General features: G+C 65.5%; 17 protein-coding genes and 1 pseudogene. 6 read left to right on the top strand and 12 right to left on the bottom strand.

Going from position 1 to position 17,596, the window contains the following annotated elements:
- Positions 1–131: 131 nt before the first annotated feature.
- The 6 genes and pseudogenes from P3L18_RS26980 to P3L18_RS26955 all read right to left on the bottom strand — a co-directional run.
- A pseudogene (locus tag P3L18_RS26980) lies at positions 132–481 on the bottom strand (HNH endonuclease signature motif containing protein); the annotation flags it as partial.
- A 439-nt stretch (positions 482–920) separates the two neighbouring features.
- Complete coding sequence (locus P3L18_RS26975) at positions 921–1,577, bottom strand: NUDIX hydrolase (RefSeq protein WP_276115851.1); 657 nt, start codon at positions 1,575–1,577, stop codon at positions 921–923.
- Positions 1,550–2,950 (bottom strand): adenylosuccinate synthetase, encoded by a 1,401-nt coding sequence (locus tag P3L18_RS26970; RefSeq protein WP_276115850.1) that lies wholly within the window; start codon positions 2,948–2,950, stop codon positions 1,550–1,552. Before P3L18_RS26970 ends, P3L18_RS26975 begins: the two co-directional genes overlap by 28 nt.
- Positions 2,947–3,900, bottom strand: coding sequence for a hypothetical protein (locus P3L18_RS26965; protein WP_276115849.1), 954 nt, complete (start codon positions 3,898–3,900; stop codon positions 2,947–2,949). Before P3L18_RS26965 ends, P3L18_RS26970 begins: the two co-directional genes overlap by 4 nt.
- A 40-nt stretch (positions 3,901–3,940) precedes the next feature.
- On the bottom strand, positions 3,941–4,885 hold the full coding sequence (locus P3L18_RS26960; protein ID WP_079930450.1) for a hypothetical protein: 945 nt from the start codon (positions 4,883–4,885) through the stop codon (positions 3,941–3,943).
- Between the two features lie 67 nt (positions 4,886–4,952).
- Positions 4,953–6,107 (bottom strand): PLP-dependent aminotransferase family protein, encoded by a 1,155-nt coding sequence (locus tag P3L18_RS26955; RefSeq protein ID WP_079930449.1) that lies wholly within the window; start codon positions 6,105–6,107, stop codon positions 4,953–4,955.
- Between the two features lie 240 nt (positions 6,108–6,347).
- Between P3L18_RS26955 and P3L18_RS26950 the strand changes: the two genes are divergently transcribed.
- Positions 6,348–7,112: a MerR family transcriptional regulator gene (locus P3L18_RS26950; RefSeq protein WP_276115848.1), complete on the top strand. Its 765-nt coding sequence runs from the start codon at positions 6,348–6,350 to the stop codon at positions 7,110–7,112.
- A complete protein-coding gene (locus P3L18_RS26945) occupies positions 7,109–7,768 on the top strand; it encodes a hypothetical protein (RefSeq protein WP_276115847.1) in 660 nt (219 codons plus the stop codon). Before P3L18_RS26950 ends, P3L18_RS26945 begins: the two co-directional genes overlap by 4 nt.
- On the opposite strand, the gene P3L18_RS26940 is transcribed toward P3L18_RS26945, so the two are convergent.
- The 3 genes from P3L18_RS26940 to P3L18_RS26930 form a co-directional block, all read right to left on the bottom strand.
- Positions 7,695–9,014, bottom strand: a complete 1,320-nt coding sequence (locus P3L18_RS26940) for a cytochrome P450 (RefSeq protein WP_276115846.1) — start codon at positions 9,012–9,014, stop codon at positions 7,695–7,697. The two genes, P3L18_RS26945 and P3L18_RS26940, sit on opposite strands and share 74 nt — an antisense overlap.
- Before the next feature lie 203 nt (positions 9,015–9,217).
- Positions 9,218–9,550 (bottom strand): helix-turn-helix transcriptional regulator, encoded by a 333-nt coding sequence (locus tag P3L18_RS26935; protein WP_276115845.1) that lies wholly within the window; start codon positions 9,548–9,550, stop codon positions 9,218–9,220.
- A gap of 29 nt (positions 9,551–9,579) precedes the next feature.
- Positions 9,580–10,308 (bottom strand): hypothetical protein, encoded by a 729-nt coding sequence (locus P3L18_RS26930; RefSeq protein ID WP_276115844.1) that lies wholly within the window; start codon positions 10,306–10,308, stop codon positions 9,580–9,582.
- A gap of 199 nt (positions 10,309–10,507) precedes the next feature.
- On the opposite strand from P3L18_RS26930, the gene P3L18_RS26925 reads away from it, so the two are divergent.
- The gene (locus P3L18_RS26925) at positions 10,508–11,296 is read left to right on the top strand and encodes an alpha/beta hydrolase (protein WP_020170659.1); all 789 of its coding nucleotides are present in this window, start codon (positions 10,508–10,510) and stop codon (positions 11,294–11,296) included.
- Between the two features lie 42 nt (positions 11,297–11,338).
- On the opposite strand, the gene P3L18_RS26920 is transcribed toward P3L18_RS26925, so the two are convergent.
- Positions 11,339–12,076, bottom strand: a complete 738-nt coding sequence (locus tag P3L18_RS26920) for a DUF1707 domain-containing protein (protein WP_346348449.1) — start codon at positions 12,074–12,076, stop codon at positions 11,339–11,341.
- A 165-nt stretch (positions 12,077–12,241) separates the two neighbouring features.
- On the opposite strand from P3L18_RS26920, the gene erm reads away from it, so the two are divergent.
- The 3 genes from erm to P3L18_RS26905 all read left to right on the top strand — a co-directional run bounded on the left by erm (position 12,242) and on the right by P3L18_RS26905 (position 15,158).
- A complete protein-coding gene (erm, locus tag P3L18_RS26915) occupies positions 12,242–12,997 on the top strand; it encodes a 23S ribosomal RNA methyltransferase Erm (protein WP_216354253.1) in 756 nt (251 codons plus the stop codon).
- 216 nt (positions 12,998–13,213) lie between these two features.
- The gene (locus P3L18_RS26910) at positions 13,214–14,584 is read left to right on the top strand and encodes an LLM class flavin-dependent oxidoreductase (protein WP_276115843.1); all 1,371 of its coding nucleotides are present in this window, start codon (positions 13,214–13,216) and stop codon (positions 14,582–14,584) included.
- Between the two features lie 118 nt (positions 14,585–14,702).
- Positions 14,703–15,158 carry an SRPBCC domain-containing protein gene (locus P3L18_RS26905; RefSeq protein ID WP_276115842.1) on the top strand — a complete coding sequence of 152 codons (456 nt, stop codon included), beginning with the start codon at positions 14,703–14,705 and terminating at the stop codon, positions 15,156–15,158.
- A gap of 600 nt (positions 15,159–15,758) precedes the next feature.
- Here the strand turns inward: P3L18_RS26905 and P3L18_RS26900 are convergent.
- Complete coding sequence (locus P3L18_RS26900) at positions 15,759–16,853, bottom strand: hypothetical protein (RefSeq protein WP_276115841.1); 1,095 nt, start codon at positions 16,851–16,853, stop codon at positions 15,759–15,761.
- Positions 16,854–16,887: 34 nt separating this feature from the next.
- A complete protein-coding gene (locus P3L18_RS26895) occupies positions 16,888–17,385 on the bottom strand; it encodes a hypothetical protein (protein ID WP_276115840.1) in 498 nt (165 codons plus the stop codon).
- Positions 17,386–17,596 lie beyond the last annotated feature (211 nt).

The following is a 17,596-nucleotide window of genomic DNA, read 5'->3' as shown; positions in this document are numbered from 1 at the left end:
TCTTGGTGATCGAGGTTCCCTTTTTCTGGTGGTCGAGAGTCCTTTCCTGGTGGTCGAGGTGCGACGAGCGCAAGCGAGGAGCCTCGAGACCTCTTGCACCACAGCTGGTTCCAGCCCAAAGCAAAACCCCGTCACCGCGGGTAGGTGACGATGATCTGCCCTGTGTGCCGGTTCCGCCACTCCACCCTCCGATCGGTGTAGAGCGTTGGTACCCACTCCGCGAGGTGTTTGCGTTGGTGATCGGCCCGGCACAGCGGGATGAGATCACCGTCCATCCTCCGGCTTCGGGGTTGGTGTGGTTGAAGGGTCGCCAGTGGTCGAGGTCGCACAGGTGTGACGGCATCCCGCAGTAGGGGTATCGGCACCAGGCGTCGTTGGCGAGCACCTCAGCGCGCAGTGTGGCGCTGGGTGCATAGGTCAGTGCCCCAGGGGGTGGCACGGTGTGACCGCCGTGTCCGGTCGGATCCCCGGGCGGGGCCTGACCATCGGGGGGAGGGGCGAGTGTCGGATGGCGGAAGTCCTCGACCATCGATCGAAAACAACCGAGTGATACTCCTGGCGTTTCCATCCGATGGTCGAGGTGCCGAGGAGCGATAGCGACGAGCCTCGAGACCCCTGTCACCGATCATTGTTCGCATCACCCGCTGAGCTGGAACCAGCACCGGTGCAAGCGGTCTCGAGGCTCGCCGCACGCGGCTCACACCTCGAGCATCGGGGGAAACGCTCCGTCGTTCTACTCCGATGGTCGAGGCCTCGAGACCCGGTGAGATGATAGGTATCCGCGTCACTCGCCGAACCGGAACCAGCGCTGGCGCAGGTGGTCTCGAGGCTCGCCGCACGCGGCTCGCACCTCGACCATCGGGGAAGGGGCGGGCGTCGAATGATGGAAGTGCTCGACCATCGGGGGAAGGAACTCTCGATCAAGGGGAGTCGGTCGGGATCGGGGACCACCGCCAGATCTTGGGTGGACGACCGCCGGCGGCGGGCGCGACGCCTGCTTCGGTGAGCGTGGTGATCCGGGCGAGGTCGCGATTGAGGTTGGCGCGGTGCACCTCTGCGCCGGTGAGTGAGCGGGTGATCGTGACGGCGTCGGTGGCGGTGAACTGCGGGCCGGTGAGGCCGCGCGTGAAACCGAGGTCACGCCAGAGTTTCTCGGCAAGGATGGACCGGGTGGCGGTGATGATCTCGGCGTGATCGAACGCCGGTGGGTGGTCGCGGTCGATCGGTGTCCACACGGCCTGTTCCGTCCGGATGTCTGCCGAGTCCCAGAAGGTCGCCCACATGGCCACCGACAGTGACGGTCCGCGTGGATCTCGACTGGGCTCGTCGAAGGTCTGTAGTTGACCGATCGCCGACGGCGGCTCGTCGATGCCGAGTTTCGTGAGGGCTCGTGAGGCGGCATCGGTGAGGCGCTCACCGCTGCGCACGACGACGCCGGGGAGGGCTCGCTCGCCGAGATGCGGTTCGGTCGTACGGCGATGGGTGGCGACGAGCACCGCGCGCGCCTCGGCGTCGTAGGTCAGCGCCACCACATCGACGCTGACGACACTCAGGATGCCGGGCTCGGGCTGGGCCACGTGATACTCCTGTCGGTCCGTGCAGGCCCGGTCGCGCGGATCACGACGGGCGCCCCCGTCGCCTGCGAGATCAACTGTGCCACCCCATCGGCGTCAGCCGGAAGCTGTCGGAGATCCGGCGTGGCGTGCGCGGCGATCTCGGTCAGCCGCGCGAGTGCGGTGAGGTCGCCCCCGCGCGTGGGTGCCAGCGGAGTCGGATCACCGTCCCAGGTGTCTGCGACGCAAAGGCCTGCGGTGCCGAGGACATCGAGGTGCGAGACCGCAACACCGTCGAGCACACCCGCCACGGCCGCGGCATAGCGGAGCGCGGGAATGTCGAGATGTCCTGTCCGCCAGGCACCCTGGTAGCGTCCCTCACGATTGTGGACGTCGGGTAACACGACATCGTCGCTCTCGGTGGGCATCGGACCGTACCCGTGACGTGTTGCGTAACACCGCGTCGTACCCAGAACGTACGGACGGTGGCCGGTGCTTCGCAGCCACTGCACGAGCGGCCCGGGCACGACCGTGGACCACGTGGTGTGCGGGTGAAAGCCGTGCCATTCGTCGAGGAGCGCTCCCTGCGATCCCTCGAAAATGGTGGTACCGGCATCGATCGTCGCGTTCAGGTAGGCGGGCATGTCGTCGACGACGCGAATCGAATCGGCGATCTCACACAGCGTGTCGGCGATGTCGGTAACCGAGTCGACGGGCGCCTCGGCTTCGGGTGCGGCCGCCAACAGCGGCCGTGCGTAGGCCGCCAGCGCGTCGAGGGCACGGATCGTTGCTCGGCGATCACGGAGCAGGCCGAGAGTGGGCACAGCTGCATCCGGAGCGTCGGCATGCATCACGAAGTTGCCGACCCGCTGCCCCCGCCGGGCACCGGACTCCACTGCCAATGCATAGGCGGTGGTCTCGCCGATACCCTCACCGGTGGAGCCATGACGGGCGTTGCCACGCAGCGCTTCTCGGGCGCGATTCATGGCGATGTGCAGCGGTGTGGTGACCTGGCAGCGGGCGTCGGCGGTGAGCAATCCGAACGGGTTGCGGATACCGGCGTCGGCCAGTTCCGCCGCCTCTTGCGCCAACCGCAGGGGATTGACCATCATCGGGGCGGCGAGCAGGGTACGCACGTCGAGGAAACTCGCCGACCCGAACTGTCGGAAGGTGTGGTGCCGGCTGCCGTGGCACACGTTGTGGGCGGCCTGTGCGCCACCGGAAAACCGCACCACCGCAGTGGTGTCGTGGATCATCGACGCCAAGAAGTCCACGGTCGCTCCCTTGGCCTCATCGCCGTAACCGAGACCGACGACGATGACGGGAGCGCCGGGCGCGCGCCCGGGCAGGATCTCTGCACCGGGCGCGGCCGTGGTCGACGCCGTCGTGGTTCTCACAGGTCCGCCGGCAACGTGCCGGTCCCGGTGATCGGACGGGGAGTCATCTGCGCCAATGCCTTCCCGACCGCGGGTGCCGCGGCAGCACGGGCGTCACGCAGATCGGCCATGCCCTCCTCGACGGTGATGGCGTTCTCCATCACCCCGATGGTCAGCGCGATCAGATCGGCGACCCCGTCGGGATCGTCGAGCTTGAGGAATCGCTCGCCGACGATCGCCCGCCAGTGGTCCTCGATCTGCGGATCGTCGTAGTAGCTGGTCAGATTCGGCAGGATGTAGTGAATGTGGAAGCGCTGAGCCAATTCTCGATAGACGGCGGCGACGTCACGATCCTCACCGATGTCGTCGCCGATGAACCGGCGTACCGACTCCGCGTAGAGCACATCCTTGTTCATTTCGTCGCCGATGAAGAACACGTGGCCCTTGTGGCCGCGCCGATCCCAGGCATCGGTGACGACCCGGGTGGCCAGGAAGTACGCGGCCAGTGCGTACCCCTCACGCTTGTCGCCTCCGCCGCCGCCCTCGAGGTAGATGTCGCGCAGCTGTTCGTCGATGCGGTTGTCGGACTCGAATTGGCCGATCTGTAGTGGCACGACGTCGAATTGGTCGTCGCCGATGGCTCCGACCATGACCTGGGGATCGTCGACGTAGCCGCCGCGGGTCAGCAGACCGAGCAGATCGCCGAGACGTTTCTGGACGGTGATCGGCACGCGGCCCATCGAGCCCGTGACATCGAAGAGGACGACGATCGGGGTCGACCGGGGGTGGTCGATGCTGTCGCGTGACTCGCGTGTGGTGACGCCGTAGGCGTTGAGTGAGGGCGCCGCGACGCGCAGGTGACGTGGCGTCTCACGCATCCGGGCCGAGTAGCCGAAGTCGTCGGCGCCGGCTGCCCGGCGGGCGGCCGCGGCGCTGCGAAATGCGCTGGTGTCCCAATATCCCTGTCCCATGATGGATTCCTTTCTGGTGGTGAAGATGTGGAGGTGTCTGTCACGCCGTCATCGGCTGTGGTCTCGGCAGCGTGAACGGCCGGAATCGGCGCGGACCGTAAAGCGCCGACAACAACAGGTCGTATTCGTGTAGCCAGGTTTCCGGGTCGAGAGTCTCGGCAGCACAGGCGAATGCTCGCTGTCGAGTACAGCGGTCGCCCAGCATGACGCCGAACAACCGTGCCACGGCGTTCCCGTCGCGTGCCGGCGGGCTGCCGTCCCCGGCGGTCGCGGGGCCGGTCCACCCTGTCAACACGACACCGTGTTCGTCGGGATGGATCAGAACGGAGTGGACGCCGAGGTTGCCGTGCGGACGGCCGGCAGCGGCAAGAGTCATGACGATGCGGCGCACCATCCACGCCCAGTCGCGGCCGTCGAGTCCGGCGGGATACGACGCGTGCACCTCGTCCAGGCAGACCATTCCGGCGGGTACCCGGTAGGCGACCCAGGGATGGCCGTCGGTGACGGCGGTGTCGACGACGCACGGCGCGAAAGCCCGCATACCGTGGCCGGCCAGATGGGCGGCGACCGTCGGCAGCGCAACCACACCCTCGACGCCGGCGATGCGCCCGATCTCGACACGGATATCGGGGTCGTCGGTGCGATACGCGCTCATCTGGTCGGTGACCCAAAGGCGTTCGCGCAGAACGTGGGTGGCCGCCCCGGTCACGAATGCCGTGGTGTCACCGGTGCCCGACGCAGCCGTCACCGTCTCGCACCAGGCGCAATACAGCGCGTTGAGGGTCAGTGCGGCGTCGCGGGCAACCTCTGGCGACAGTCCGAGGATCGTCGCGCGGTCGGGGTGTACCGCGGCGAGTAAGGCGCGGTGACGGCGGCGTGCCGCGCGCTGGGCGGACGGATCGGTCGGTGTTCCCGCGAACACGTCGCCGGGTCGGCGGGCGTTCTCGATCAGCCGGACGATCTCGAAGGGGTCGTACTCGTTCATGTCTTTTACTCTAAACGAGTAATAACCAGGACGCAACGGTGTCGGTCGAACAGCCGACCATAGACGGTCAGAGGTGGTCCAGCGCCGCCGCGAGTCGTCGGACGCCCTCGTCGAGTTCCGCCGGTGGCAGCGTCGCGAAACTCAGTCGCAGGTACTCGCCGAGATCGTCGGAGACGGCGAACGCACGTCCCGGCACGAAGGCGACGCCCTGGTCGACGGCGGCAGGCAGGAGGTTGGAGGTATCGACATCGTGCAGGCGCGCCCAGCAGAACATCCCGCCCTCCGGTGGGCGCCAGTCGATCCGGCTCCCGAGATGGCGGTCGAGTGCATCGGTCAGCGCAGTTGCCCGAACCCGGTACTGCGCGCACAGGCGATCCACGTGGTCGGCGAGCCACCCGGTGTCGCTGAGCAGGTCGGCGGTCATCAGTTGACTGAACGCCGAGCCGCAGAGGTCGGCACTCTGACGCAGGCGCTCGACCATGCCGACGATCGACGGCGTTGCCTGCATCCAGCCCACCCGCAACGCCGGTGCGAGGATCTTCGACGCGCTGCCGAGTCGGATGACCCGATCGCCGGGGATCGGGGCGATCGGGTCGCCGGTGAATCGTAACGCACCATAGGGGTCGTCCTCGATCACGAGAAAACCGTACTGATCGGCGAGTTCAGCGAGTCGTATGCGGGTATGCGCGCTCGCGGTGACGCCTGACGGATTGTGAAAGTTGCTGACCGTGTGCACGATCCGGGGCCGTAGCCCGGACCGAAGCCGTGTCTCGAGCTCGGCGACGTCGGTGCCGGCGCCGGTGATGGGTAGGGCGACAATCCGGGCGCACACGGCTTGAAAGCTTTGCAGTGCACCCACATACACCGGATCGTCGACGACGACCGTTGATCCGGGATCGACGAGCGCCTGTGCCAGCAGCGAGAGTGCCTGCTGTGAACCATGGGTGATGAGGATCTGCTCGGGAGCGGCGCACTGCAGGTGGGCGATGGCCTCGCGGCACCGCGCAACGCCGGTGCTCGCCGTGTATTGGAGCGCCGAAGCGTCGGCGATCGCGCGCTGCGCCGCAACCGCGATCCGTGCGGTGGGGATGAGGTCGGTGGCAGGCAAACCGCCCGCGAGGCTGAGCACACCGGGCCGTTCGGTGACCGCGAGGAGATCTCGGATGGCCGACCCGCGGATCGACTCGAGGGCGCGCGATGGGGGAATGGACAAGGCAGACATGGGGCATCACTTCCGAAGGGCTGGTGGGGAAAGTGATGCGGGTGGTCACCGGATCGGCATCCAGGGTTCGATGCCTGACCAGACGGTATCGCGCGGAATCCAAATAATGAAACCACTTTCCCATTTGTTGGGATGACCTACTGGTGGTGTGCATCGCTGCATATCGGGCGACACGCGACTTGACCTTGACGCGGCGTCAACGTGTGTACTGCGATCACCACAAGCGAAAAAGGGGTGCCGATGAGGATCGGGCAGGTGGCACGGCTGGCGGGCGTCAGCACGCGCACCATCAGGTACTACCACCGGCTCGGGTTGCTTCCCGAGCCGCCACGGGATTCCAACGGATACCGAAGCTACGCACTCGACGACGTGGTGGCTCTCCTGAGGATTCGTCGGCTCACCGCACTGGGATTGGCGCTCGATGAGATCCGGGACGTCCTTGCCGAGGACGGGGCGGCCGACCTCGACGACGTATTGACCGAGCTCGACGCGGACCTCGCCCGTCGAGCCGAGGCGATCCAACGGCAGCGGCAGCGAATCGCCGATCTACGCGGCACGTTGTCGGCCGGCGTGCCGCGGGATGAGGTCGCCGACATCGCGGACCGACTGGCCGAGATCTACCCCGGCGCGGAGACAACAGTGGAAATCGAGCATTCGCTGTTGGAAGTCTTCACCGAGCTCGATCCCCAGGTCACCTCGCTGTATCGTTCCGCCCTCGCCGACGAGAACCTGGCAGCGCGTAGTGCCGAGCTCGCAACGCGCTTCGAGGCTCTGGCGACGGCCGACCCGGGAGACGACGAAGTGGAATGCCTGGCCCGCGACATCGTCGCCTGCAGCGGGGAACTCGGCGAGATGGCGCGTGGCGAACTCGAGAGAATCGACTTCGGGGGCCGGTTCGGAACCGACGATCTGCTCGACGCACTCACCGGCTCCGACGAACTGTCTGCCGCGCAACGCCGATGCGTGCAGCGAATGGTGGCATTGGGTCGGCAGGCGTGGTCATGACGGCCGCGCGGAAGCTGACCCTGCGGCCGATACGCGCGGAAACGCGTCGAGTCGCGGCCCTGACCGCATGGGTCCGGCGTGCGAGACCACCGGGTGACGCCTTCGGCTACCACCGCGACCTTCACCTCATCCTGTGGACCGCCGGGATACTGACCGTGGTCGAAGGCGCTCTCACCCATCTGATCCTGGTGCTGATCTTCGGACATCCGCCATGGGTGTGGATCGTGTTGGGGCTGCACATCTATGGCGTGTACTGGTTGTTCGGACTGCTGGCCGGGATGATGACCCGCCCACACACGGTCGACGGCCCGATCGTGCATCTGCGCAACGCGTCCGGGACACACGTGTCCTTCCCAGTCGCCGATGTCGACTCGGTCGTACTCGGCGAGCGCCCGGAGTTCGGCCATTCTCGCTGGCGGACAAGCGATGACGGCCGAACGGCCACGATCGCTTCCGGGCCGGCAGTACTTCGCGTCGACCTCGTCGAGAATGCCGGCGTCATCCTCGCCGGCAGCCCGATGCCGCTGGCCCCGAAGCATATTCATGTCAGTGCCGATGCCCCGCGGGAGTTCGCCGCGCGTCTCACCACAGCATTGTCGCCGCAGCCCGACGTCGGACGATGCGGGCCGGAGCCGGCTCGGCGGCCACCATCGTGAATGGGACGGTGAGGGGGAAGTCCTCTCGAGTGGACACGATCTCCACCTGTCCGATGATGGTGGCGAGTGCCAACGTCACCTCGAGCATGGCGAAATGATCGCCGATGCACGAGCGCGGGCCCGCACCGAACGGCAGATACTGCCAGCGGTCGAGCTGTTTGGCGCGCGCGGAGTCGAACCGGTCCGGATCGAAGGTCAGCGGGTTCTCCCAGTAGCGGGGATCCCGGTGCACGGCGTAGATTCCGGCGACGATGAGGCTGCCTCGCGGGATGCGATGGCCGTCGACCGCGATGTCGCACGATGCCTCACGGCCGAGGGCGGGTCCCGGTGGGCACAAGCGAAGCGCCTCGTGCAGGACCTGCACGGTGTAGCGCAGATGGGGCACATCGGCCGCGGTGAGCTCGTGGTCCCGAAGTTCATCGGCCTCCGCGGCGACGCGTTGCTGGATCTCGGGATGCCGGCCGAGCGCCCACAACGCGTAGGTGAGCGTGGTGGCCGTGGTGTCGTGTCCGGCGAGGAGGAAGGCGATCAGTTCGCTGCAGATCTCGTCGTCGTCCAGGGGGCGCCCGCTGTCGGGATCGACTGCGCTGGTCAGTGCCCGGACCAGGGGTGCTGCGACGGCGGGATCCGCGCGACAATTCTCGAGGACACGGGCGGCCAGTCCGCGCAGTGTTGCGCTGGCCGCGCGAGCATGCCGGCGAGCGGGGGTCGGCAGCCACCGCGGCGCCCGGACTGGGCGCAGGGACCGATCGGCGATGTAGGACAGAGCGACTCGCATGGTTGTACCGAGATCGCCGCTCACCTCGTCGAGGTCCAGACCCATCACCGAGCGGCCCAGTGCGCGCAAGGTCAATCGACGGCATTCGGCGTCGAGGTCGACCCACTCGCCCGGGCTCCAGCCACCGGTCACGGTGTGGGCGGCGCCGACCATGTCACCGGCGAACTCGGTCACCTGATGTTTGGTGAACACCGTCTGTAACGCGCGTCGACGAGGCAGCCAGCGGTCCTGCGTCATGTCGAAGAGGTTCTCGCCGGTGAGGTGTCGCATCTCCTCGTGGACCGATGTCCTCTCGACAACTCCGTCGGTGCGTCCCAGGACGTCATGTAGACCCGCCGGCGAGGTCACCAAGACCGTCGGCGCGGCCAGCCAGGCCGGGCCGACGCCGACGTTCGTCACGTCGTCGCCGGCGTCACGCAAGACCTCCTGGCCGCTGTGCAGAGCGCGTAATTCCTTGATACGTCGCATTCCCGAGAGTCGACAACGCGGCGGTAGTGGTAACCCGCTCGGATCGGTGTCGTGGCGGCGCCGGACATGCGGGTGTTCACGAGGCACCTGTCGATTGTGTTGGGGCCGGCGATGGTTGGGCCATGATGGTGCCTCCGGGGGCGACGGTGAGCAGCAAGGGTTGTCGGACAATCGCACCATTGGTCCGATGTCCGGCGCCTCCGTCATTTAGATGAGGTGTTCGCTCCCGATGGCGTGTACGCAAGGCGGGCGGCGAGCACCGCGAGTTCGGCCTGCCGCGAGGTGTTGGTCTTGTCGAACAGATGCTGCAGGTGGGTTCGGATCGTGGAGCGGGCCACGTGCAAGCGGTCGGCGATCTCGGTGAGGTCGAGGCCGGCGGCAAGCAGCGCCGCCACCCGAGCCTCGGTGTCGGTGAGGCCGAAGCACTGACGCAGCGGCTCGGGTGCATACGACGTGTTGTCGAGGTCGGCGTCGATCACGACGACGAGCGCTCGGAGCACCGAGCCCTGTCCGGCCAGCGGTGAAACAGCGGCCACGAGCGGTCGGCGACCGGACGGCCTCGGGATCACCACACCCGAGCCGCGTCGGATGCCGTGCGTGGTGGTGGCCTGGTCGAGGCGGTGCGGAACTCGCCGTAGGCGCGCGGGGCGGCGACGAGTCGGCCTGACGGATCGACGCGCAACCCGTCGGCCTTGCCGACGAGCGTGTGTGCGGCCGGGTTCGCGAACTCGACGTCGGCGTCGGCGCGCAGCACCAGCACCGCTCGGTCGACAGCGTCGAGGGCCGACGGCAGGCTCGGGTCGAGCTCGCCCAGTCCGACGGTGCGTGCCCCGATCCCAATGGCCCGTCGCAGGTGAGGGGAGAGGAGCGCCACCGCGGCGATGCGCTCGCGGGTGGCGAAGGGATCGTCCCGACGTTCGTGGGCGCATACGAATGTGGTGGATCGGTCGACGCGGACGAATATCCCGTCGCCGATGTCGTTGCGTCGCACCCAATCGGCGTAGAACTCGGTGTCGGTGTGCGGCCAGATGAGGTCGGCGCCCGAGAGAGGGACCCCGATGGGGCCGGCTTCGACCTCGGCGACGACATGGTCGAGCGGCGCGTAATGGTCCGCGTACTCCGTCACCGCGCCGGGTTCGAGCATCGACGCCATGATCGCGCGAGAACCGGCCGAATCCGTGCGGATGATCCCGCCGCCGGTCGCTCCGACGAGGCTGTAGACGGCCGAGAGCGCTTCGCGCCAACTCTCGGCGGCCGTGCCGGCGGCATAGATCCGTTCTATCGTGGCGGACAAGTGGCCGGCATCCATGGGCACTCCAGATGCTTTAGGGCGTTGAGCTGCGGAGTTGCCGACAATGATCCCACATTCCCGGACCACATGTCCTCTGTGTGGCAGACACGCCAGTGGCGAATGACCCCGGGCGAGCACCGCGGCCCGGGCTCGGGGCAAACTCACAGCAGATGCGAAACTTCGAAGCCTATCGTCAGTAGTCATGGCCTCCTTCACCAGAGAACTCATCGGCCGGTACCCCGCCGCCGTCATCGGCTCGGGCCCACCGCTGGTGGTACTCACCGGACTGACCCCGTCCACGGGGATCACCGGCGATGGCTTTGTCCGGGGCTCGTGTGCGCCGCTACGCGAGGTCACCGGTCGACAGTTGATCGTCATCAACCGTCGTCCCGGCCTCCGGTCGCCGATGACGATGGGTGAGATGGCCGACGACCTCGCCGAGTCGCTACGCGATCACCTCGATGGGCCGGCGGAGGTCTTGGGCGAATCAACCGGCGGCAGCATCGCGCAGCAACTCGCCGCCGACCACCCCGATCTCGTTGACCGGCTGATCCTCGTCAGCACCGGCTGCCGGCTCAGCGCATCGACGCGAGAGTTCCAGGCAACTGTCGGCGACCTCGTCGAACGTGGCGAGAATCGGCGGGCCATGGCGATGACGGTCGCCGATCTGGTGCCGCGCGGCACGCGGACGCTGGCCTATGGCGCGGGATGGCTGGGGGCGCACCGCATGATGGACGACGCGGCGGCTGCGGATCTCGTGACCACGATTCGCGCCGAGGACGGCTTCGACCTCGCGAAGGCGCCGACGATCAAGGCCCGCACCCTCATCGTCGGTGGCCGGCGAGACCGTTTCTACGACGCCGAATTGTTCTCCGAGACAGCGCGACTCATTCCGCACAGCACGTTGCTGATGGTCCCGCGCCGCGGCCACGTCACCGTGATGAGTTCGCCACGCGCGCGGATGGCCGTCGCTGGGTTCCTCGGCGCCTGAGTGGGACTCCGACGCCTCTTTTCGCAGGCAGGCCTGGCGAATTCACGCACGCTTGACGTAGAGGCCGGACATCCCCGAGATCGATCCGGACACGGTGATGATCGGTCCGCCAAGCTGCGACGGTGATCCGGCCTTGTCCTTGATCGACGACCATCCCGACCTCGATAGGTCCGGATAGCGGATCTCTTGATTGCGCCCCAGCTTGAGCTTCACGTTCGTGGCCGACACCTGCACCTCCAGGTCGAGGGCCGGCCCAAGGAAGACGGCGCTGGTGAAATCGAGATCGGCCGTACCCATCGACCCGGTGACGAGGATGCGTGGCGGTACCTCCCAGACGCCCTTGCGGCGCACGGTCTCCCAGTTCGCGTCGAGCTGCATCGGAGCAGTCATCGCGAATGACTCCGAGGCGGTCGTCTGCTCGTCGGGGAACAGCACCGCCGCAGTGGGCAGCCCGTCGACGGTCGCACGGAGCTCGCCGCGGTTGCGTGCCGAATACACCGCGCCCGAGCGTTCCTCGAATGCTGCGACGTCGAGATACCCCGACGAGAAGGCGTCGTTGAGGAGGCCGATAGCCCGCTCTCGTTCGGGATGGCCCACCAAGATATCGTCTTTGTCGGTTTCGCCCATGGTCACATGGTAGGGGTGGCGGGCACTGGCCTGCCGGTACATCCGGCCCATGCCGCGGCGGAAAACGTGTCGCGGGTCGTGACCGTAGGCGACTACAGTCGCCGCCATGGGAACGCTGAACAGCGCGCCGTCGTCGGCGCTCAACACGAACATGGGTCGGCTGCGTCTCGCCTGACGGCGCGACGACTCATCATCTTTTTCTCGCGCCGTCGACCGAGATGTCCATGCACCTCGGCCGCGAGATCATCGCCGTGTGCGGTTCATCCGCCGCTGCCGGGGTGCTTCACGTCACGATCCACGCTGGAGCGCACCGTGCCCATCTCCTCATCTCATGGCGGACGCCATGAACTCGGACAAAACTTCCTCGTCCACCAGCCAACCATTCAACGCATCGTCGGTCTCGTCGACATCACCCACGGGCCCATCCTCGAAATCGGCTCAGGCGGTGGCGCGCTCACCGCTCATCTGGCCGCCCTCGACCGGCCGCTGACCGCCATCGACATCGACGCACGCCGCATACAGTCTCTGCAGCAACGGTTTCCACACATCCGTGCGCAGCATGCCGATGTACTCAGCCACGTCATCGACGCGCCGGTGGTCGTGGGCAACATTCCGTTCCATCTGACCACCGCCATCCTGCGCAGACTTCTCGGCAACAACACCTGGACCGACGCCGTTCTGTTGGTGCAGTGGGAGGTGGCACGACGCCGCGCGGGCATCGGGGGTGCCACCATGATGACGGCGCAGGCGGCGCCGTGGTTCGACTTCGCGCTGCACGGCCGTGTTCCGGCCCGCGCTTTTCGTCCGGCACCCACCGTCGACGGCGGAATCCTCACCATCGCACGCCGCCGCCGGCCGCTGATCGATCCCCACGACCGACGTCGTTACGAACGGTTCGTTGGTGACGTCTTCACCGGCCGGGGTCGTGGCCTTGCGGCCATTCTGCGCCGCCGCGGCGGTGGTCGCGAGGTTGCCGGCGAGCTGCGCGCAGCGTTGATCCCCCCGAACGCTTTGCCGCGGGACCTCGATGTCGCGCAGTGGGTTTCGCTATGGAACTCGGTCGGCAGGCGTTGATCCGGGCTTCGCCGGTACGCGCGTTGAGGTGTTGGCCAGGCGCTGCCGCCGTCGATGACTCCTCGGTGGCGAGCTTCCATCTTGTCGTCTCGCAGGTACGACCCGCAGGTGCAGCCAGGTTGGTCGATGCGATCACTTAGATCGCAAACCTGGGCGCAGTCGGGGCTGATCGATTGACTGGGGCGCGTAATCGCTTTCGACGCACAAGGACTCCCCATGACCCGACAGCTGCATCTCGGCGGCTTCCTGATCGCCTCACCCGTCACCCATTCGCATGCGGCGTGGCGTCATCCAGGTTCGGAGACCGACTATTTCGGACCTGAGCACTACCATCGGGTGGGGCGCATCCTGGAGCGCGGTAAGTTCGACTTCGCGTTTTTCGCCGATCTCCTGGCCGCGCCGGACCGCTTCGGCGGTGATCAGTCCGAACCGTTCCGTCGCGGTACGCAGGCTGCTGCGACGATCGATCCCAGCCTTGTCGCTGCGTCGCTGGCCGCGGTCACCAGCCGACTTGGGATCGCGGTTACCAAGTCCGCCACGTACTTTCACCCGTATGAGCTGGCGCGCGTCTTCGGCTCGCTCGATCATCTGACGCGGGGCCGGATCGCGTGGAACATCGTCACATCGTTGACGCAGGCGGAGGCACGTAACTTCGGCCATGACGCGCACGTCGACCATGAGGAGCGCTACGCACGAGCCGAGGAATTCGTCTCGACGGCCATCAAACTGTGGTCGAGCTGGGACGCCGACGCGGTGACCGCCGACAAGGTGACCGGCGTATGGGCGGACCCGACCAAGATCCATCCCGTCGACCACGTCGGCGAGCACTACCGCACCCGCGGACCGCTCAATCAGCCGCGGTCGCCGCAGCATCGACCGGTGTTGATCCAGGCGGGATCGTCGGAGACGGGTAAGAACTTCGCCGCCCGGTGGGCCGAGGCGATCTTCGAGATCGATCCGACCCCGGAGGGCCGGCGCGCCTACTACGACGACGTGAAATCGCGCGTCGTGAACTTCGGTCGCAATCCCGACCATGTGAAGGTGTTCCCGTCGTTCATCCCGTTCATCGGCGAGACCGAGTCGATCGCCCGCGAGAAGCAGGCATTCCACAATGAGCTCGCCGACCCGATCTCCGGTCTGATCACGCTGTCGGTGCACACCGACCACGACTTCTCGCAGTACGATCTCGACGCACCCGTCGAGGACGTGAGGGTGAGCGGTACGCAGGGACTGTTCGAGGTTGCACGCGGGCTCAGCCACCGCGACAGCCTGACGCTGCGCGATATCGGCAAGCTCTACGCCCAGGGCGTGCTGCTGCCGCAGTTCGTGGGTACCGCCACCGATGTGGCCGACCAGATCGAGGCGTCCTTCACCGGGGGAGAGGCCGACGGGTTCATCGTGTCCAGTGCTCAGACACCGGGAACGTTCAACGACTTCGTCGACTACGTGGTGCCCGAATTGCAGCGACGCGGACTGTTCCGACGCGAATACGAGGGAGCGACCCTGCGCGAGCATCTCGGGCTCGGCGACGCCCACGAGGATCTCCCGGCCGATATCCGGGGGGAGGAGAGGGTGTTGGTCGGCTGACGGTTACGAGCGCCGGCTGGTCTGGGTCCGCAACCCGATGCACAACTGAACTAGGCGCACGCTATTCGCTGATTCGGGGACCTGGCGCCGACCGGGCCGAGGCACCTACGGTTGTGTCGTGTTCGATGTTTCGGAGCCGGACCCGTCGATGATCGACCTCGGCGTGTTCGTCGAGCGTCCTCCCGAGGTTGCCTGGCGCGTCCTGACACGGCCGGACCTCATCGCCGAGTGGCTCGCGCCCACAATCGGCTTTCAGCCTGTGGTCGGGACAACCTTCATTGTTCAAGTGGCGGTTCCGGACAAACCGGATGCCGAGATGGCTTGCCAGGTCGTCGTGGCTGACGAACCCCACCACCTTGCGTACAGCTGGACCGACCTCCGTGGGAAGCCGCCGCTGAGATGGATGATGGACTACCGACTGATGCCCCATGGCCGCGGCGCTCGATTGTTCTGGCAGATGAGCGGTTTCGATACCGAGGACCGCTATCAGAGGTTTGCGCGCAACGGTATCGAACGGTCTTGGAATCGGACGCTGCTGCCCAAGTTCGCCGAGATCGTGAAGGCGCAACGTTGATACAGGGCCGATTGATCCGATCGCGCCCGAGTTGGCCCCGAATACGAAGTAGCCCCGACCGAAGTCGGAGAAGCTTGTCTGTGGGCCCAGTAGATCGCTGGCCAACCCGCTCGACATTCTACAGTGCAGTTCGGGCATACGAACTACCAATTTTCTGAGAGACCTTGTCCTCAAACATGATTGCCCATCAAGCGATGTGGCCTCTATCCGGGCACCCGGTCGATACTCTGGTCGCTCACTACCACCAGGGGGCCAGGGTCGACGACCTAGCACAGGAGTTCGGCATCAATCGACGAACCGCCCCACTGCACCTGAAACGACGGGTGTCGCTTCGCAAGCGACCAGCCTCACCGCAGCAGATCACCCGTAATAGTCCTGCTCTACCGATGACGGCGCTCATTGAAATTCCCTAGGAGACTGCTGAAATAGGGGTATGGGGTTGATTGAACGGTATTGGAGTTAGACGGCTTTGTCGTTAGGCCCCTCTGCTCTTCCTTGTGCCTTTCTTATCCTCCGCCTGCTGAGCACCTTCAGGCTGAATCGCACATGCCTTCGCGCCCTGGAAACCCACGCTCGCCAGGATCTCGGCGCACCCTGTCCTCAGTAAAACGTCGTGATGCAGAATCTACTCTCGTCGGGTTCGAGTCTTAGCCCTATTTCCGCACGATATGATGTGCGCCCAGCACGCTCAACCTCGATTAGTGTCGAGCACAGCAGGTCCCCGTTATCAAGGAGACGTAGACCGTAAATGTAATGACCACGAATCCTTTCGAGGACGAGGGCACATAGTGCGTCGGCAGTGATGCCATCCAGCCCCATGTTCTTCAGATTTACGCCCTTAGCTTGTGTTAAGTAATTAAACTTGTCATCGGTGATCGAAACGGCGACCTCAGGCGTGGACGCCCCGCCGTAGCCAGCATCCAGCGAGGTCAACATCAGCGCCTCGTTCCGACTGAATACACCGTCACTCGACTGCTGGATCTTGTACGCAAGATACTGCCCGAACAGCAGATCGTACACGGACACCAGTCGAGCGTCGCCAAGCTCCCAGTTTCCCTCGTACTCGCCCGTTTTCGCTTCGAGCTCCTCGTAGTGTGAGGAGATATACGTCGATCCGACCTTGACGAGCTCCGCGGTGATCGTCCCGCTGAGCATATTCTTCAAAGGCGACTGCAACGTCGTGTCAACGACACCGATATAACCCGGTGCGCGCTTCAACTGAGCATCTATCGCACTCAACGTTCCCGGACTAAGGTTCGACAGATGCACGCAATAAACTTGACTACTGCTTGTCACGCCATCAAGGTCGAGGTACGGATAAGCACACGCGAGGTAATCCAGAACGCCCTGATAGCCCCAGGTAATCAGATCACCGTGATGAATCGCCGTGTTCAACTTTCCCGGAAGAGCAGGAACGATAAATTTGCTCGCGCCGTACGCATAGTTGCCGTACTTCTCGGAGAGCACAAACGAATTGAACATCAGACACGCCTCACGCTTGTCTTGACGCGGGCAGAGTGCGTTACGCAACGTCTCGTACTTGATCCCGAGGTCGTCGAGCTGGGTGACCAGCGTATCGAGGTTCCGCCAGATCTCCGCGCGTTCACCGTCTGGCGTCCATCCGTAGTAGCGTGAATACGCTTCGACGTAGATGTGATCCGTGTAGAACGTGTGCATCGTCTTCAAGACCTTCATCGGACGCCCTCCTCCTTGGACTTCGCCTGAACCGTCAGTTGAAGCGAAAATTTCTATAGGTACTACCTACGTTGAATCGCCGTCCGTCCTTGCGGCGCTGCAGGAGCTCCGCAACGGTGTCGACGTCTTTCGGCCGCATCCCAAGCGCACGGCACTTCGCACGAACCTGCTCGACGGACACATCGACCCATCGATCGGGACGATTCATCATGTCTGCCTTGAGTTTGTCTTCCTCATTCCACTTGAGGCCGGTGGAGTAGCCCGCCGCCCAGGCTGCAATGCCCTTCAGAATCCCGTCGATTCCGTTTGGAAGCGGGGCAACGTCCGTCACCGTGCTGTCCGCGCTGGGAGCGATCGTCTCGCCGGGGAGTAGGCGTACGGGGTTCGCGTCCTCGATCCACTCGGCAGTCTCCGGTTCACCCCACTCGATGACGACGAGCGCGTCAGCCTCAACGTCCCACAGGTCCTGCAGGTGCTTGCGGTCAGGCCACGCGTAGATCACCCGGTGGCCGGCCAATGCCGAACTCGACACACCTCGCCTCGAGACGTGGGTAACCCCCGGCCGTCCGATGAGGCCTGACAGGACGCCACCGTGGACCTGCTTCTGCGGCGTGACGATGACGATCGATCCACCGGGTTGCTCCAGTAACCATTTCGCAGCTCGAGCGACCTGCTGATCTCGCGAGTCTGACGGCGCTCATTGAAAGTGCCCAGTCTGGCTAATTGAAACTGCTCACTTGTGT

The organism is Gordonia sp. N1V, assembly GCF_029269935.1.
GTDB lineage: Bacteria > Actinomycetota > Actinomycetes > Mycobacteriales > Mycobacteriaceae > Gordonia > Gordonia polyisoprenivorans.
The sequence above is the reverse complement of the archived record's forward strand: the minus strand, read 5'-3'. Positions and strand labels throughout refer to the sequence as shown.

Coding starts and splice junctions, on each gene's coding strand:
- P3L18_RS26950 (WP_276115848.1), top strand. CDS start 6,348: ATGAGGATCGGGCAGGTGGCACGGCTGGCGGGCGTCAGCACGCGCACC.
- P3L18_RS26920 (WP_346348449.1), bottom strand. CDS start 12,076: ATGTTCGTGTTGAGCGCCGACGACGGCGCGCTGTTCAGCGTTCCCATG.
- P3L18_RS26940 (WP_276115846.1), bottom strand. CDS start 9,014: ATGCGACGTATCAAGGAATTACGCGCTCTGCACAGCGGCCAGGAGGTC.
- P3L18_RS26910 (WP_276115843.1), top strand. CDS start 13,214: ATGACCCGACAGCTGCATCTCGGCGGCTTCCTGATCGCCTCACCCGTC.
- P3L18_RS26945 (WP_276115847.1), top strand. CDS start 7,109: ATGACGGCCGCGCGGAAGCTGACCCTGCGGCCGATACGCGCGGAAACG.
- P3L18_RS26965 (WP_276115849.1), bottom strand. CDS start 3,900: ATGGGACAGGGATATTGGGACACCAGCGCATTTCGCAGCGCCGCGGCC.
- P3L18_RS26955 (WP_079930449.1), bottom strand. CDS start 6,107: ATGTCTGCCTTGTCCATTCCCCCATCGCGCGCCCTCGAGTCGATCCGC.
- P3L18_RS26960 (WP_079930450.1), bottom strand. CDS start 4,885: ATGAACGAGTACGACCCCTTCGAGATCGTCCGGCTGATCGAGAACGCC.
- P3L18_RS26925 (WP_020170659.1), top strand. CDS start 10,508: ATGGCCTCCTTCACCAGAGAACTCATCGGCCGGTACCCCGCCGCCGTC.
- P3L18_RS26900 (WP_276115841.1), bottom strand. CDS start 16,853: ATGAAGGTCTTGAAGACGATGCACACGTTCTACACGGATCACATCTAC.